The 15,974-nt window shown below is 36.3% G+C and carries 11 protein-coding genes; all 11 read left to right on the top strand.

The window, feature by feature from the left end:
• Window positions 1–11: 11 nt before the first annotated feature.
• The 11 genes from BACINT_RS16325 to BACINT_RS16275 all read left to right on the top strand — a co-directional run bounded on the left by BACINT_RS16325 (window position 12) and on the right by BACINT_RS16275 (window position 15,769).
• Window positions 12–2,180, top strand: coding sequence for a hypothetical protein (locus BACINT_RS16325; protein ID WP_007665039.1), 2,169 nt, complete (start codon window positions 12–14; stop codon window positions 2,178–2,180).
• 10 nt (window positions 2,181–2,190) lie between these two features.
• The gene (locus tag BACINT_RS16320) at window positions 2,191–3,945 is read left to right on the top strand and encodes an O-antigen ligase family protein (protein ID WP_007665037.1); all 1,755 of its coding nucleotides are present in this window, start codon (window positions 2,191–2,193) and stop codon (window positions 3,943–3,945) included.
• A gap of 24 nt (window positions 3,946–3,969) precedes the next feature.
• Window positions 3,970–5,529 (top strand): hypothetical protein, encoded by a 1,560-nt coding sequence (locus BACINT_RS16315; protein WP_021968309.1) that lies wholly within the window; start codon window positions 3,970–3,972, stop codon window positions 5,527–5,529.
• Window positions 5,529–6,068: a DUF5043 domain-containing protein gene (locus BACINT_RS16310; RefSeq protein ID WP_007665033.1), complete on the top strand. Its 540-nt coding sequence runs from the start codon at window positions 5,529–5,531 to the stop codon at window positions 6,066–6,068. Before BACINT_RS16315 ends, BACINT_RS16310 begins: the two co-directional genes overlap by 1 nt.
• A 37-nt stretch (window positions 6,069–6,105) precedes the next feature.
• Window positions 6,106–6,645, top strand: a complete 540-nt coding sequence (locus BACINT_RS16305; protein ID WP_052302198.1) for a DUF5043 domain-containing protein — start codon at window positions 6,106–6,108, stop codon at window positions 6,643–6,645.
• 49 nt (window positions 6,646–6,694) lie between these two features.
• The gene (locus tag BACINT_RS16300) at window positions 6,695–7,054 is read left to right on the top strand and encodes a hypothetical protein (RefSeq protein ID WP_157448662.1); all 360 of its coding nucleotides are present in this window, start codon (window positions 6,695–6,697) and stop codon (window positions 7,052–7,054) included.
• A 132-nt stretch (window positions 7,055–7,186) separates the two neighbouring features.
• Window positions 7,187–8,062: an AraC family transcriptional regulator gene (locus BACINT_RS16295; protein ID WP_007665028.1), complete on the top strand. Its 876-nt coding sequence runs from the start codon at window positions 7,187–7,189 to the stop codon at window positions 8,060–8,062.
• Window positions 8,063–8,155: 93 nt separating this feature from the next.
• Window positions 8,156–8,575: a pyridoxamine 5'-phosphate oxidase family protein gene (locus tag BACINT_RS16290; protein ID WP_007665027.1), complete on the top strand. Its 420-nt coding sequence runs from the start codon at window positions 8,156–8,158 to the stop codon at window positions 8,573–8,575.
• A 141-nt stretch (window positions 8,576–8,716) separates the two neighbouring features.
• Window positions 8,717–10,645 carry an LruC domain-containing protein gene (locus BACINT_RS16285; RefSeq protein WP_007665026.1) on the top strand — a complete coding sequence of 643 codons (1,929 nt, stop codon included), beginning with the start codon at window positions 8,717–8,719 and terminating at the stop codon, window positions 10,643–10,645.
• 143 nt (window positions 10,646–10,788) lie between these two features.
• Window positions 10,789–14,754, top strand: a complete 3,966-nt coding sequence (locus BACINT_RS16280) for a hybrid sensor histidine kinase/response regulator transcription factor (RefSeq protein ID WP_007665025.1) — start codon at window positions 10,789–10,791, stop codon at window positions 14,752–14,754.
• A gap of 178 nt (window positions 14,755–14,932) precedes the next feature.
• Entirely contained in the window at window positions 14,933–15,769 is an 837-nt protein-coding gene (locus tag BACINT_RS16275) for a formamidopyrimidine-DNA glycosylase (protein ID WP_007665024.1), read from the top strand.
• Window positions 15,770–15,974 lie beyond the last annotated feature (205 nt).

The raw sequence follows: 15,974 nt of genomic DNA, 5'->3' as shown, positions 1-15,974 counted from the left end.
ATTTCCATATCATGAAATTAATACGTTTATGGGGCATATTGTTATTTGTCCTAACATCTTGTAATTTCCGTTCGTCAGATTTGGAAGAAGCACTGGTATTAGCAGGCAATAACCGTTCTGAACTTGAAGCTGTTCTTGATCATTTTAAAGACCGAGGTAAAGTGGCTTATGAATCAGCATGTTTTCTAATAACCAATATGCAATACCACGAAAGTAAAGATGAAATTGTATTAGACAGTTTGTATAATAGCTATTTTATACATACAGATTCTCTTTATAGAGGTATTTTTAGCAAAATACCTCTAAACGAACAGAAAGAATATAAGGGACGAGAATATGATTCTTTGCGTTTGACTTTAGGTGATATTTTTAATACATTGCCAGCTCCACAAATTAAGTCAGGTGTTCACCTTTCTGATTTGCAAACTGTTAAGTCGGACTTTTTAATAGATAATATTGAGGAGGCGATTAAAATTTGGGAGGCAAATGAATATGACTATCGAAAAGATTTTGATTTTTTTAAAGAATTCATTCTTCCGTATCGAACAACGAATGAGTATCTAGTGCATAAACGTAGTGAAATACGTAAAATGTACGAGAGTTTATTAGTGGACACTGCTTCTATCCGTACACAAATTGAACACTATAAAATTTATGTAGATAAATGTAGATGGATAAATCATCATACAAAACCTAAAGGACATTTAGGTATCTATGATCTGTTTGTGCCAAAATTTAAAATGGATTGTCATAATATGACAAATTGGAGTTGTAATGTGCTTCGTGCTTGCGGCATTCCAACGATATACGAATTTACCCCTAAATGGACCGATCGGGATAATCGACATTTTTGGTGTGTTTCTCCTGACTCCATTGGCATATTACAACCTTATACCGCACCAGATAATAATATCAGAGAAGATTGGGAAAGTGATATTAAATATGCAGGAAAGGTATACCGTAAGACCTATGGAGCACAAAAAAATACTCCTTACTTTTGGGCTGATGAAGATGAATTTATTCCAGAAAGTTTTAAGACTCCACTACTTAGTGATCAAACATTCAGATATCATCAGACAATAACTTTACGATTACCCTTTAAGGTAGATAGCCATAATAACATAGCTTATTTAGCGATGTTTACTGTCGATAATAAATTAGTTCCGGTAGGTTGGGGGAAAATAGATCATTCAAAACATGAGATTATCTTCGAACAAGTTCCTTTAAATACTCTGTTTTTTCCGGTTTGTTATGATGCAGACAATATGCTGCCTATAGCTGAACCATTTATCATTTATTCATCCTCAAAATTAAAAGATATACCTGAACCTTTAACAACGAATGAATTACCCCGGAATGTAGTAGATGTGTCTGTAGTTGATGGAAAACTATCATTTGACAAACAGACAAAATGGTCCGATTTAAAGTATTTGACATTGAATTGTGATACTTCTCAAAAAATCAGGATGCATTTGCTACGCAAGTATCCACAAAAAAGAAGAATGAAAACTTTTTATGAAAAATTGAATGGTGCTTGCCTACTGGGAGGTAATCAAGAGCGAGGGGAATATGATACACTTTGCACCATAAAGGAGATGCCTGTACCTTATTTACAAGAAATTGCTTTTGAGAATTGTAAGCAATATCGCTATTATCGCTTTTGCACTTCCAATAGTGAACCTGTAAATATTGCACATATGGAATTTCTTGGAAATTATTCTCCAAATCATAATTGTGCAATTCCTACGGCTTTGCCTGTTTTCTCAGAAGAAGAATTGGTACGGCAAAAATCGTGTCAACTCTATCGTATAAATGGAGTTCCGATACGGACAGGCAGTAAACCCGAATATGCTTTTGATAATAATTATAATACGTATGTCGGCGCAGCAAGTATTGGCATGGATTTTAAAACACCTGTACAAATAACAAGTATCCGTTTTGTGCCTCGCAATGCCAATAATATGATTGTTCCCGGTAATAGTTATATGCTTCTTTATTACGATGGTGAATGGAAAGAACATAAAGTATTACGGGCAGAACATCAATATTTGGATTTTGAAAATGTTCCTGTAGCTACCTTGTATTGGCTGCGGAATTTGACAGAAGGCAAAGAGGAACTTCCTTTCTTCTATATTGATGGAAAACAATATTTTTTGCATATCGATACTGTATTATTGTAGTTAATATAAAATGAAAAGCAAAATAAATTACTTAATCTCATTGTTGTTAGGTTTACTGATAATTATGTCTGTAGCCGGTATACCAGTCGAGGTATTCAATCATCCCAAAACATTTGCAGTTTTTGGAATGGCTGGAATTTCTCTTATAATAAGTTTTTTATGTTTTATTGCACCTCAAAAAGATATCAAATTTTCTAGATTAAATATATTTTGCTTCCTGTTTTTGTTACTTTATGTAATAGACTTTTTACATCTGAATACTATATGGAACATAGGATATTTATGTTTATTGTCTTTATTTATTGCTAGTCATTTGCTGCAGCAAATACATTATATTATTATCTTTAAAAGTTTGCTGGGTGCTGCTGTTTTACTTACGATATGGGGATATTTGCAATATTTTGAATATATCCCTTCTAATAGTGAATATTTTCTCATAACAGGCCCGTTTCATAATCCGGCAGTATTTGCTATTATGCTAAGCCTGTTGTTGAGTATAGCTCTAAACAGTATTATACTGTTTTATAGATCACTGATGAATCATAAATTCTTTCTGGTATTCATAATTACAGTTGTTCTATTTTGTATCCCTCTTTTAATATTAACCTATGCTCGTGCTGCCTATTTGGCACTGCTTGCATCTGTCTTATATTGTTTGTATCTAAAATTGAGGAATAATGGGAAGGGAAGAAAGATAAAGCTATACTATTCAGCAGGGGTATTACTTGTAATTTTGATTTCTATCGGAATGCTATATAAACTAAAGCCACAGTCGGCTAATGGACGCTTTCTGGTATGGAAGATAAGTTGTAGAATGATACATGATAAACCCTTAACAGGATTTGGAAAAGGTGGTTTTGCTGCAAATTATCTATATTACCAAGCGGACTATATGAAATCATTTGCGTCTCCTGAAGAACGAAGACTGGCAGGAAGTACTCATCTTGCTTTTAATGAGTCATTGCGTATAACTGTAGAATATGGGCTTATTGGATTAATTATCTATTCCTCTTTTATTATTTGGATACTTTTTTTATCTACCAACCGGACTACTGTTTGTGTTTTGTTAAAAGCTTTTCTTGCAGGAATAGTAGTCTGGGGTATGTTTGGATATCCAGATCAAGTATTTTCTATACAAGCTTTATGGATTATTGCTATAGCTTGCTATTTAAATAAAAACTCTGGAACTACATATGAGTTCTCGGGTACAAATAGGCTACTTTCTAAAATTGTAATAATAGTAATATGTGGTACAAATTGTTTTTTAGGCATGAAGCTTTGGAATAAACGGACTTCCTATCATGAATTATACACTTGCTTGGACTCTCAAAATTTTCTATCTATTTCTCAAGATTCTAACATTTTTGTTCGGTTACAAGAAGAAATGATTGACGATATTAATTTCGCTTATCTATATTGGCAATTAACAAAAATGAGACATCAAGAGATTGAATTTTTGCGCATATCAGATTATTTGGAAAAGAGCTTTCCTACACCGGGATTATTACTTATGAAAGGGGATTATTTGAAAAAAAAGAGCTGCTGGAAAGAAGCTGAAGAAGCTTATAAATTAGCATCGGATATGATGCCTTCCCTACAACTGCCTCGTGGAAAATTGGCTTTTTTATACAATGAAACTGGTAGAAAAGAAGAAGCAGTAGCAATAGCCCACGAGATACTTACTGAAGATGTAAAAGTTTACAGCTTTAGTACCTTCGATTTACATCGTGATTTAAGAAGAATCTTCGAAGATGAACTAAAATAATTGTTTAATGAAAAAAGAAAAAGCATGAAAAACATTGGAAAATGTAAAAAATGGCGTATTTTAGCATGTATAGGAATACTTTGCATGCTATTTGCCTGCGCTGATCACATGTTGCAGGATGATGAAAGGTCCACAACAAGACGTTCGAAAAACAAAAATAGAGAACTCACATCATCAGCAGCTAAAGAGTGGTTTGAAAGTAATTATGCTCCGGTTGTAACGACACGTACTTCAGGTGGAGAAGGAAAAGAACTGGCTATAAAACCATATTGGGATAAAGCCAAAGAAAGTAATAGGGGACGTTTTGAAGTTGTTGAAACTCCTACTCTAAGCAAGGGAATGCATATAATCCTTGATGAGGAAACTACAAAGCATTGGCAACCAGGTATGAAAGCTGATTATATCCGTAATACAACAAAAATGGTTGTATTGAAGGATTTGGTAACTAATAAAACTCGAAGTTTCATTATGGTATTTGTAGGATCGTATGATTATTTGACGCGTAGTCGGAATATGGGAAGAAACAGCTATCTCTATAGAGAACCCGATTATGATGGAATGGTACTGTATTACGCGATAAATGGTACCTTTATCAATGGTTGGAGATACTCTAATGGAAAACTTGTGGGCTATATTTCACCTTCATATAATGAACAAGGTGAATCTTCGGCCCAGACTCGTGGTTATTATGATTGTCATGATGTATATACAACAGAATATAGACAAGATTGTCATGATGAATATGAGCTCGTTGGAGGTGATATGGAAACTGGCTTAATATATGATATTGTGAACTATTGTGATTATATACCTTATACAACATCTTATCAAGATTGTCATTATGTTGAAGATAGTACAAGTGATAATGATGATGATGACAACTGGTGGAATAATCCTTATCCTCCTGGAGGAGCAGGCAATGAAACTAATCCGGTTAAACCCGGCAGCAACAACAGTCCAAAAGCTAAAAAGATCTTCCGCAATTCCAACATGACTGAGGCTAACTGGAAAGTTTTGGAGAAAATGCTTGATAAGATTTTAGCTGACTGCATGGGGGAAGCATTGTATAATGGCTTGGCAAATTTTCTTAATGGTCAGACTTTGACTATTCAGTTTAGTAATGGGTCAGACGGCTTATTTAGCGGGAATGGGGCAACGGCGGGTATTACCCTTGGTAGCCAAATGGAAAGTAACCAGCTATTCCATGAAATGATGCATGCTTACAGGGCTTATCAGGAGACACTTTCTTCCTATAAAGGTTCTAACATGAACGGAGAAATAGAAGCATGGTATGCACAGTATCTTTATACAAGTAGATTACCGGAATATCCAGGAAGCAAATGGGAAGAAAGGGATAATACTGATCCGCGGCGTGTTGCAATCAAAAATCTAACAAATATAATTGATAATAAAGGGAATATACGTTCTGGAGCAAGTGTTGGAGAGTTGGAACTTGAAATTGCAAATACGGTAGTACCTACTTTTCATGAGAACTATTATCCAGCGGATAAATATCCCTTTGATTATGATAGACCAGGATTGGAGAATTTTACAAATTTAAAGAAACTAACAATAAATTGCTAATGAAAACTTTAATTATTTTTATCAGTATACTGTTCAGTGCTACATATATGTATGCACAGACAAATTATTATGCCACAACTAAAACTTTCAATCAAGATGGCTATATTTATCAGTGTGATGTACGAGCCTCTGGGTTTGTTACACTTTATAATAAAAGTAATAAATTAATTAATGTTTATCCTGTTTATAAGAATACTGGTGAATCTTTTGTGCAAACAGATGCGGGTATTAAATTGCTTGAGAGTGATACTTGGACACGCTCAAAACGTTTTTCTATTGTTAATGCTGCATTTTCTGATAGTGAAAAACAAAGAATAAAGGGATATGATTTTAATATAAAGATGTATATAAATTCAAGTACAGGTAGGGTTGATGAAGTAAGTTTTGAGTTTCATAGGTCCGGTCCTTTTGCAACAATTCCTGTTTCCGTTTATCGCAAAATAGAAACAGAAATAAAGAAAGAGCTTTGGTTTACTCTTACTGCCGAGGGAAAAATGCTGAGTTATATTTTTTATTGGTGGGCACAAGAGCCTAAATAAGTAAATCGCTTAAATAATAATGTCTGTGCGTGTAAAAATGAAAACTTTAATTCTTGCTATTAGTACATTGTTTTGTGTTGCATATTTGCATGCACAGACAAATTATTATGCCACAACTAAAACTTTTAACCAAGATGGCTATATTTATCAGTGTGATGTACGAGCCTCTGGGTTTGTTAGACTTTATAATAAAAGCAATAAATGGATTAAAGTTTATCCTGTTTATAAAAGTACAGGTGAATCTTTTGCACAAACAGATGCAGGCATTGAACTGTTTGAAGATGATAATTGGACTAGTTCTAAATGTAAATCTATTGTAAATGCTGCATTCTCTGATAGTGAAAAACAGAAGGTAAAAGGACATGATTTTAATATAATTATGTATATAAATTCGAGTACAGGTAGGGTTGATGAAGTGAGTTTCGAGTTTCATAAGTCTGATCCTTTTGCAGCAATTCCTATTTCTGTTTATCGTAAGATTGAAATAGAACTTAAGAAAGACATATGGTTCACTCTTACTGCCGAGGGGAAAATGCTGAGTTATATTTTTTATTGGTGGGCACAAGAGCCTCAGTAAATCACTTAATTTAAATCATAAAAATCGTTTCACGTAAAAGACTATGAATATGAGAACATTACTACTTACATTGTCGCTGTTTCTTTCATTAGTTAGCCAAGCTCAAATAGCTTATAAATTATCTTATGATAAGCAGACTAAAATTGTAAATTTGAATTTAACCAATCAGTTTGATGAATTGGCTATCATTGAACCTCGTATGGATGATGCTCCTGGATCGGGAACATACTATAAGATAAACTATAAAGATATAGAAGGAAAGATATTAAGCTCATCCTCTAACTATGTTTTTAAAATGCGTAGTAATGAAATCTTTATAGGATCTAAAAAAAATAAGGATTATAAAATTAATTTACGTGAACAGTTTAAGGGAAATACTGTAAATGATATTTATACTGTAGAACTGTAAATACATATTCAGGCTCGAGAATTTAAACATACAGTGAGCGAAGAGTATCGATGGGAATAAATAAGTGTTTTTTCCGTATGATTCAATATATTTGCATGCAGTAATGTAATCCTAAAAGTAAGAAGCCTTTCAATGAAAAACTCAATTCCCCGGTATACTTTCTATAAGACTAAGTACGGAAGCGAACTTTTAGTGGATGTCGTAGAGCTGAAGTACGTAAAAAGGTTCTTGACCAAGGGCACTGTGCACACATTGACTTACTATGATATTACTTTCGTTACAGAGGGAGAAGGAAACTTTTCTATCGATAATCAAACGCATAAGGCAGTTCCCTGTGATGTCTTGTTTTCCAAGCCCGGAGAGATACGGAATTGGGATACCGGCCACATTGTAAATGGCTATGCTTTGATCTTCGAAGATGAGTTTCTGTCTTCCTTCTTTAAAGATCCGTTGTTTGTGCAGCATCTTTCTTTTTTCAACGTGGGGAGTAAATCTGTCGGACTGCATTTGTCGAATGAGCTTTATGTACGTATGCTTCAATTGTTGAGTGATATTAAGACAGAGATCGATTCGTATAAACAAAACGACGTACATGTATTGAGGGCATTGCTTTATGAAGCTCTCATGCTTCTGGACCGGGCATATCAAAAGATGTTGTCTGACGGCAGTATCCATAAAGAGGCAAATAGTACCCATCTAAGCAAGTTTATGGAATGGGTAGGGACCGACTTGAGGGAACATCACTCTGTCCGTTACTATGCGGACAAACTGTGTATCACTCCCAATTATTTGAATGAGATTGTAAGTTCGGCTCTGGGGATTAGCGCGAAACAATACATTCAGAATAAGGTTATGGAAGAAGCTAAAAGACTACTTGTTTATACGGATTTTCCTATCTCGGAAATTGCATTTGAACTTCATTTCTCTACTGTCTCCTATTTTGTACGCTGTTTTCGCCAATCTACGGGTGAAACTCCTTTGGCTTATCGGAGTATATATAAACCGTGAAAAGTGTTATTTCTTCCTTGTTTTTTGTTATACTACTTTTCCGTTATGCCCCTATCTTTGCCTCATTCAATAACCCAATAAAATAATTGAATTATGAGAGATGTAGAAAAAACAGTAGGGAATATGATTGATAAATTGAAAACGGTCTTTATCGGTTCGATAGATGCCGAAGGTTTTCCGAATATCAAAGCTATGCTGCAGCCCAGGAAAAGGGAAGGAATAAAAGTTATCTATCTGACCACAAATACTTCATCAATGCGTGTTGCGCAATATCGAAAGAACAATCATGCAAGTATTTACTTTTGTGATACAAGGTTCTTTAGGGGAGTGATGTTGCGCGGCACAATGGAAGTGCTGACGGATGATGCCAGCAAGGAGATGATATGGCAGGAAGGAGATACGATGTATTATCCGGAAGGCGTGACCGATCCCGACTATTGTGTCCTGAAATTTACGGCAATTTCCGGTAGATTTTATAGTAACTTTAAGTCGGAAAGTTTTGTAGTTGACTAATAATCAGATGGCTTTATCTTCCTAATGCTAAACTTGTCTTTTTTGTGTTACTCTTTGTCCATTTTGTGGCTATTGTCTTGGTTGATATAGCCTAATTTTGCACATAATTTGTGTTGACTATGTAATCTTAAGAATGTATTTATGAGACAAAAGTACTTAAAAGGTATTATGATTGTGGCTGTCACAATCGTATTCGGCAGCTTGGTGACAGGATGCATGGAAAAAGACGTGTATAATCCGGATGCAGGAAAACAGCCTTTACCTGATCCTGATGAATATTTCGGTTTTGAAACACGTGGTGATGTAAAACTTCTGGTGAACTATGACGTTCCGGGTTTTACTGCTCTTGTAGAGGTATATGACGAAGACCCGATGGAAACAGTGGAAGGTACACCGGTGAAAAAGGAAGGAGTAGAGGCTATATTCAAAACTTATACGGACAATAATGGAAAGTATGAAGGAGAGATGCATATACCTACTTCCGTGAAAACAGTATATTTGTATACTGCGGCATGGGGATTACCCAGATGCGTGCAACTGAATGTAGAGAATAATGCTGTAAACTTTGACATGAGTGTAAAAAAACAGAAGTCTTCTACTCGTTCTTATCTTTTCAATGGTCAGGTTCCATATACTATTAATGGGCGGAATCATCTCTATTCGTTGTGTAAGTGGGGAGAGGCAGGCTCTCTTGATGGTACATATCTGAAGTCGGTTGATAAGATTGGTGACGAGACTCCCTTAGAAGTAGCAGAACGCTTGATGAAATTTTTTAATCCTAATGGAATGTCGGGAGTAAATAATTCATATCTATATAAAGGACCCAGGGTTACCAATATAAAGATAACAGTAGAAACGATGTTGGATGTTATATTCCTTAAACGTGATGCATCTTATGATAATACATTCGGATATTATTATTATAAGACAGATGAGGAACCTCAGATGATATCTTCTGTTGATAAATATATTGTATTTCCAAATGTTAAATTATTTGCGTATGAGGGCAAGTATTTACCAATCTTGAAGTGTGGAAACAAAGCACGTTTGCTTTATTTTGATGAAGATGGTAAAGCAAGTGAGAAATTTCCGGCAGGGTATACGGTAGGCTGGTTTATATATGCTGATGGATTCAATGGGTACTACCATGATTATGATGTTAAAGAGAATGAAATTAGGACAAAAGAACTTCGTACTTCTAATGAGGCTTTTGGGAATTTGAATGGATTCGTTTCTGTGAAAGATGAGAAGAGCGGAAAAACGATTATAGGTGTTGAAGATGGGGCGAATCAAAGTTACTGTGACCTCTTATTCTATGTAGACGCCACTCCGGAAGGAAGTATTGATGATCCCGATAGACCTATTATTAAACCTGATGACGGTAAAGACGATCCGGAACCGGATCCGGTGGAACCTCTGAAAGGTACATTAGCCTTTGAGGATATCTGGCCTTCGGGCGGTGATTATGACATGAATGATGTAATAGTAGAATACAGGCGTGAAGTTACTTTTAATACCAAGAACATGGTAACGAAGATAACTGATATATTTACTCCGGTACACGATGGCGCTACATTCTCAAATGCGTTCGCTTATCAGATAGATCCCGGACAATTTGGTAAAGTGACCTCGAACTCAACGGGTGTAAAAGTAGAAAGTGAAACGTCGTCCATTATAGTGACTCCTAATGCTAAGGGAAGTATCGGCAAGACGTATACAATAACCAGGGAATTTAACGCTTCATTTAAGAAAGATGATTTGAAGGGGTATAATCCATATATCATTGTGAAATATGCTGAGGGACAAAAGGATAGGACAGAGGTGCATTTGCCTAAGTCTAAAGCTACATCCTTAGCGAATCAGTCACTTATCGGCACTAATCAGGATGCTTATTACATTGATCGTGAAGGGGAATATCCGTTTGCCATTGATATTCCTGTATTGGGCTTCAAGCCGGTGACAGAATCTCACCGTATTGACAGTGAATATCTTGATTTCTCGAAATGGGCAGAGTCAAAGGGTACTAAATATACAGACTGGTATAATAATTATTCCGGTCCAAAAAAATAATCTAATTGATGGGGATGGAGCAAACGGACAGCCTATGGCTGAATAGTTTGCTCCATTTTTTTTGTTTTAATGCTCTCAGTATACCTCTTTATTGAATTAAATTATTACCTTCGCTTTAATCAATGCCTGAATAGGCCTTATATATGAAAGGATTTCTGATTATAAAGAATATTATTCTTAGCAAGCAAACACTTCTTTTGGTTTATATTTTAGTTTGGGGTATGCAGGCGTATAGCTCTGATATTCTGTCTTCTGCTTTTCCGTATAATTATCGGTATAAAAGTTTTAAGAATATATATTTCCCAATAGAGTCTAATGTTGTAAATGTAGTCTTTCAAGATGATACAGGATTGGTGTGGGTCGGTACTCAAAGCGGTCTATTCTCTTATAATGGATATCAGATTTATAAATTGGCAAGAGAAACCGATATAGAGTATGCCAATATCACTGCGATTGTACAAGTAAGTAAAGAATACCTTTGTATCGGGACTAACAAGGGACTGCGATTTCTTAATCTGTTTACTGAACAGTTTGAGAATCTGTATCCGGTAACTCAAATGGTCAAGTCTGTCCGCTCTTTGGCTGTTTGGGATAATAAACTTTGGATAGGAACTAATGATGAAGGATTACTGTACTATGATTTTCAGGATGAATTCATAGTACATTTGCCATTAGATCCCGGAAAAAGTAAATCAATCGTTTATTCATTTGAACCGGCCGATGGTAGGCTTTATATAGGTTCTTATGATGGATTAAGCTGCTATGACCCGGTAAAACAAGTAAGAGAGACAGTCATATTGCCTGAAAAGTTCCGGAAGTTAATGGTGAATTCATTGCTGTGGGATGAACAACAGAATTGCCTATGGATTGGGACAGAAGGATATCTACTCAGGTATTGCCTTAATGACTCTCGTGTAGAACCGTCTCTTGCATTACCATCAAATACTTTTAAAACATTGGCTTTTGATAACAAGAATAACATTGTGATAGGTACGGATAATGGCCTGTATATTTATAGCCGAAGTTTTGGAAAAGTGAATCATATACTTCATGATTTGCGAAACGAGCAGTCCTTGTGTAATAATGTAATCTCTTGTAGCTATATTGACAGAAATAATAATGTTTGGTTAGGGACTGACTATGGTATATCGTTGATTGTTGATGATTCTGCTTTTCAGTTTATTCATATTTCTGAATTGACGGATGAGAGGAATGGTAATGATTTTACCCATATATACAAGGATAGCAAAGGAGGGTATTGGTTAGGAGGAACAAACGGACTTTTACTGTTTGACAAGAATGGTAAAGTGAAATGCTTTAATATTGAGAATCCGAAGAACTTGCTTCGGCATAACAAAATCAGATGTATATATGAAGATCGTGATCATATTGTATGGATTGCTACGGATGCCGGAGTGGCAAGATATGATAGGGAGAGGGAGAAGTTTGTACATTATAACATAGTAGACAGGCTGAATCGGAAGAAAGCAAATTGGGCGTATGATGTTTATGAGGATGAATATGGCAGCCTATGGATTGCGACTTATCTGGGCGGAATATTTATCGTTAACAAGCGGGAATTGCTTGCACACGATGATCGAGTTTTGTTTCGGGCGGAATGGAACTTGTCTGATTCATTGATTTCAACCAAGGTAAGTGAAATTGCTTATCAGATAGAAACTGATAAATATGGTTTCATCTGGGTCAATACTCAAAAAGGTTTAGCCCGGATAGACTGCAAAGCCCGTAAAATACATATATTAGACGTTTATCCGAATCGGATGATTTATGATGGAATTCAATCTATCTGGTATTCATCAAACAACGAGATTTATAAACTTAATGTCCTGACTTATACCAGTGAGAAAATAGGTGAATTATCCAGGGGAAGTCAGGTACACTCATTTGTGTTGGAAAATACCAATATTTGGGTTTCGTGTACGGAAGGAGTCATGGCATGGGATATTGTCTCATCGCAGAGAACCGGTATGGCATTTTCAGGAAGATATTACCAAGCCGGATTCTATGACAGGCAACATGATGTCATCTTGTGGGGAGGATATGATGGAATATCTTATGTATCCACTCATGCCATAAAGAGTGAAAAGGGAGCTGTCCCGGTTATTGTAACAGCTGTCCGGAGCAATGATAGGCAACTATTGCCTATGGTGGATTATGCAGGGAGTAGTATCCGATATCAGAATAAGATAGAATTGCCACATACGGAAAAGAATCTGACATTTGAGTTTTCCACATTAGCTTATTCTTCAGAATCTGAATTTTATTATCGTTTGGGAAACAGTAAACAATGGAGTAAATTAGAACCGGGACAGAATCGTATTTCTTTTGCCAATTTACATTCCGGCAGGTATAGGTTGTTCATGCGGAATGGGAACTCCGATGATCCTCAACTATCCCCGGTTACAGAGTTTGGTTTTACCATTCTTCCGCCATGGTATGCTTCAGTAATAGCCTATGTTATATATGCACTTGCATTGGCAGTGATCGTTTTTGTTATTATAAAATATATCCGAAGGAATCTTAGATTGAAATATGAGCGTAAAGAGAAAGAAAAGACGTTGGAGCTTTCAAATCTGAAATTAGACTTCTTCATTCATATTTCACATGAGATCAAGGCTCCTTTAAGCCTGATCATAGCTCCTTTAAGCACGTTGATTAAAGAAACTAAGAAGCCGGAACATAAAAGCCGACTGGAGTTTATATATAAACATGCACTGAAATTAAATTTGCTGATTCATGAAGTGCTTGATTTCAAGCAGATGGATTATACGAGTGAGGATACTTTGATCCGATCTAATATTGAATTATGTTCTTTTATAAGGAATATTCTGGATGCTTTTTCTACAATCTTTGTAGATAAAAATATCCGGTCGGCCTTTGTGTCCAATGGTGAACAGATGTGGATGAATTTGGATATAGTAAAGATGGAATCTGTAATCTCGAATATAATCACTAATGCTATTAAATTCATTCCTGATGAAGGAGGACAAATTGAGGTCTCCATAATTCAGGAAGAACAAACGGTAGCTATACAAATCTCGGATACCGGTAGCGGCATAAGGCGTGAAGATCTTCCTTATGTGTTTATCCGGTACTTTCAGAGTAAAAACAAAGAGAGGCGTAAAGATGGAAGTGGCATTGGTCTGTATATAGTTCGGAAGTTTATAGAATTGCATGGCGGACATGTTAGTATTCATAGTGCCGGTGATGATTGTGGAACTTTGGTCACCATCACTTTGCCTTTATCCGGTGATAATTGTGTGGTTTCCATGCAAAATCACTCTCAGGCGGACTCACAATTAACTCCGCTTGCAGGGAAACCTGTATTATTGATTGTTGATGATAATGTTGAAATGGCAACTTATCTGGCGGAGGCTTTTTCTGAAGAATACTGTTGTCTTCATGCCTTAAATGGTAAAGATGGGATAACTATTGCCTCTGAACACTACCCGGACATTATTCTTGCAGACCAGATTATGCCGGAAATGGATGGTATTGAGTTTTGTAGGGAGATACGGAAGATGTCACAAACGGCCTTAGTGCCTATTATTATGTTAACAGCGAGAGATGATAAGGAGACGGAACTTAAAAGTATGAAGGCAGGTGTGGATGTGTTTATGTCTAAGCCATTTGACGTCGATAAACTAAGGTCGAGGTTAGAACAATTACTTCAAACCCGGCGTGAAATAGAGAAGAAATTATGCGTTGAAACAACTGTACATTCTCAGATAAAAGAGAAAGAAACGGATACAGGGGAGGCTTTTATAACCGAGCTTGTTTCCATAATGGAAGAGAATATGGAAAACACTGAATTCAATGTTTCTATGCTTTGCCAGTTAGTGGGGATGGATAACAAACAACTATATCGGAAGGTTAAGCAGTTGGCAGGAGTGACTCCTGTAGATCTCATTCGCCGGATAAGGATGAAGAAAGCAGCCGTGTTACTATCGCAACATAGATTTTCCGTATCAGAAGTCATGTATATGGTCGGATATTCTAATCCGTCTTATTTCTCTAAATGCTTCGTAGCTGAATATAAAATTTCTCCAAGTCAATACGCGTCTAAATTACAGTCAGAAAGAAAATGATTAAAGATACCTATTGGGGATAGTCATATTTGGAATATGCATCGTATATTTGTGCCATGGATCAAACAGTGGATAAACAGTACTGTCGCTGTATCTCAATGCGCCGGATGAAACGTCGGTTGAAGGATTGCTGACGGGGATTTATATTCCTATTGATAAATAATTAAATGATATAAGTATGTTAGAATTGCCAGAAGTACTTACACTGAGTAAGCAAGCCAATGATGTTTTAAGTGGTAAAACGATTACGCAAGTGTTCAATGCTACCAAGCCTCATAAGTTCACGTTTTACAGTGGCGATCCACTGGAGTATGGAAAGTTGCTCGTCGGAAAGACGATTTTGTCGTCTAAAGGGTATGGAATGTTTGTCGATTTCTACCTGTCGGGCAATGTGATAATGAATATTGGTGACGGGGTGAGCGCACGTTACTATAATCCGGGTGATAAAGTTCCTGCCAATTACCAGTTGCTGCTGACCTTTAAAGATGAATCGTTCCTTGTATTTACGGTTGCTATGTATGGCTTTATCAGTGCCTATCCCGATGCCGTTATCGACAATAAATATTATACGATAAGCCGTGAAAGTATTTCCCCGCTGAGTGATGCTTATACGGAAGCGGAATTTGAGAAATTATTTGCTTTCGCCAAAAAGACATTGACGGCTAAAGCTCTGCTGGCTACCGAACAACGTATTCCGGGCGTAGGAAATGGGGTAACGCAGGATATTCTGTTCAATGCCGGGATTCACCCGAAACAGAAAGTGTTTGACCTGTCGGATGGACAGAAAGGGGTACTTTTTAAATCTCTGAAGGATACCTTAATGGCTATGACTTCCGGAAGAGGCCGTGATACCCAGACGGATCTTTATGGAAATGAGGGAGGGTATAAAACGATTCTTTCTTCCAAAACATGGAAGAATCCTTGTCCGCGTTGTGGCAGCGTAATTGTCAAAGAAGCCTATCTTGGAGGATCGGTTTACTATTGTTCTGAGTGTCAGAAAATAAGGAAAACATAATAACAACTTAAATTATAGTTATGGCGAAAGGAACATGTCACAAGGGTGGTGTTCTTTTTTCTCTTCTGATAATTTGGAGGAATAAAAAGTCTGCCTATCTTTGTGGCGATATAAAAAAATGTTGGATGTTTAAAGTTAAGAAGGATTCGGTAAGTAAATAACTGTGGGCATTATGCTCTCGGTTATCCTTTAGTTCAACTCGTGC

It is taken from the genome of Bacteroides intestinalis DSM 17393 (assembly GCF_000172175.1).
Taxonomy (GTDB): domain Bacteria; phylum Bacteroidota; class Bacteroidia; order Bacteroidales; family Bacteroidaceae; genus Bacteroides; species Bacteroides intestinalis.
This window is presented reverse-complemented; position numbering and strand designations above follow the sequence as displayed.

Bases quoted from the DNA above. Each gene is read 5' to 3' on its own strand.
- BACINT_RS16325 (WP_007665039.1), top strand. From the start codon at position 12: ATGAAATTAATACGTTTATGGGGCATATTGTTATTTGTCCTAACATCT.
- BACINT_RS16320 (WP_007665037.1), top strand. From the start codon at position 2,191: ATGAAAAGCAAAATAAATTACTTAATCTCATTGTTGTTAGGTTTACTG.
- BACINT_RS16315 (WP_021968309.1), top strand. From the start codon at position 3,970: ATGAAAAACATTGGAAAATGTAAAAAATGGCGTATTTTAGCATGTATA.
- BACINT_RS16310 (WP_007665033.1), top strand. From the start codon at position 5,529: ATGAAAACTTTAATTATTTTTATCAGTATACTGTTCAGTGCTACATAT.
- BACINT_RS16305 (WP_052302198.1), top strand. From the start codon at position 6,106: ATGAAAACTTTAATTCTTGCTATTAGTACATTGTTTTGTGTTGCATAT.
- BACINT_RS16300 (WP_157448662.1), top strand. From the start codon at position 6,695: ATGAGAACATTACTACTTACATTGTCGCTGTTTCTTTCATTAGTTAGC.
- BACINT_RS16295 (WP_007665028.1), top strand. From the start codon at position 7,187: ATGAAAAACTCAATTCCCCGGTATACTTTCTATAAGACTAAGTACGGA.
- BACINT_RS16290 (WP_007665027.1), top strand. From the start codon at position 8,156: ATGAGAGATGTAGAAAAAACAGTAGGGAATATGATTGATAAATTGAAA.
- BACINT_RS16285 (WP_007665026.1), top strand. From the start codon at position 8,717: ATGAGACAAAAGTACTTAAAAGGTATTATGATTGTGGCTGTCACAATC.
- BACINT_RS16280 (WP_007665025.1), top strand. From the start codon at position 10,789: ATGAAAGGATTTCTGATTATAAAGAATATTATTCTTAGCAAGCAAACA.
- BACINT_RS16275 (WP_007665024.1), top strand. From the start codon at position 14,933: ATGTTAGAATTGCCAGAAGTACTTACACTGAGTAAGCAAGCCAATGAT.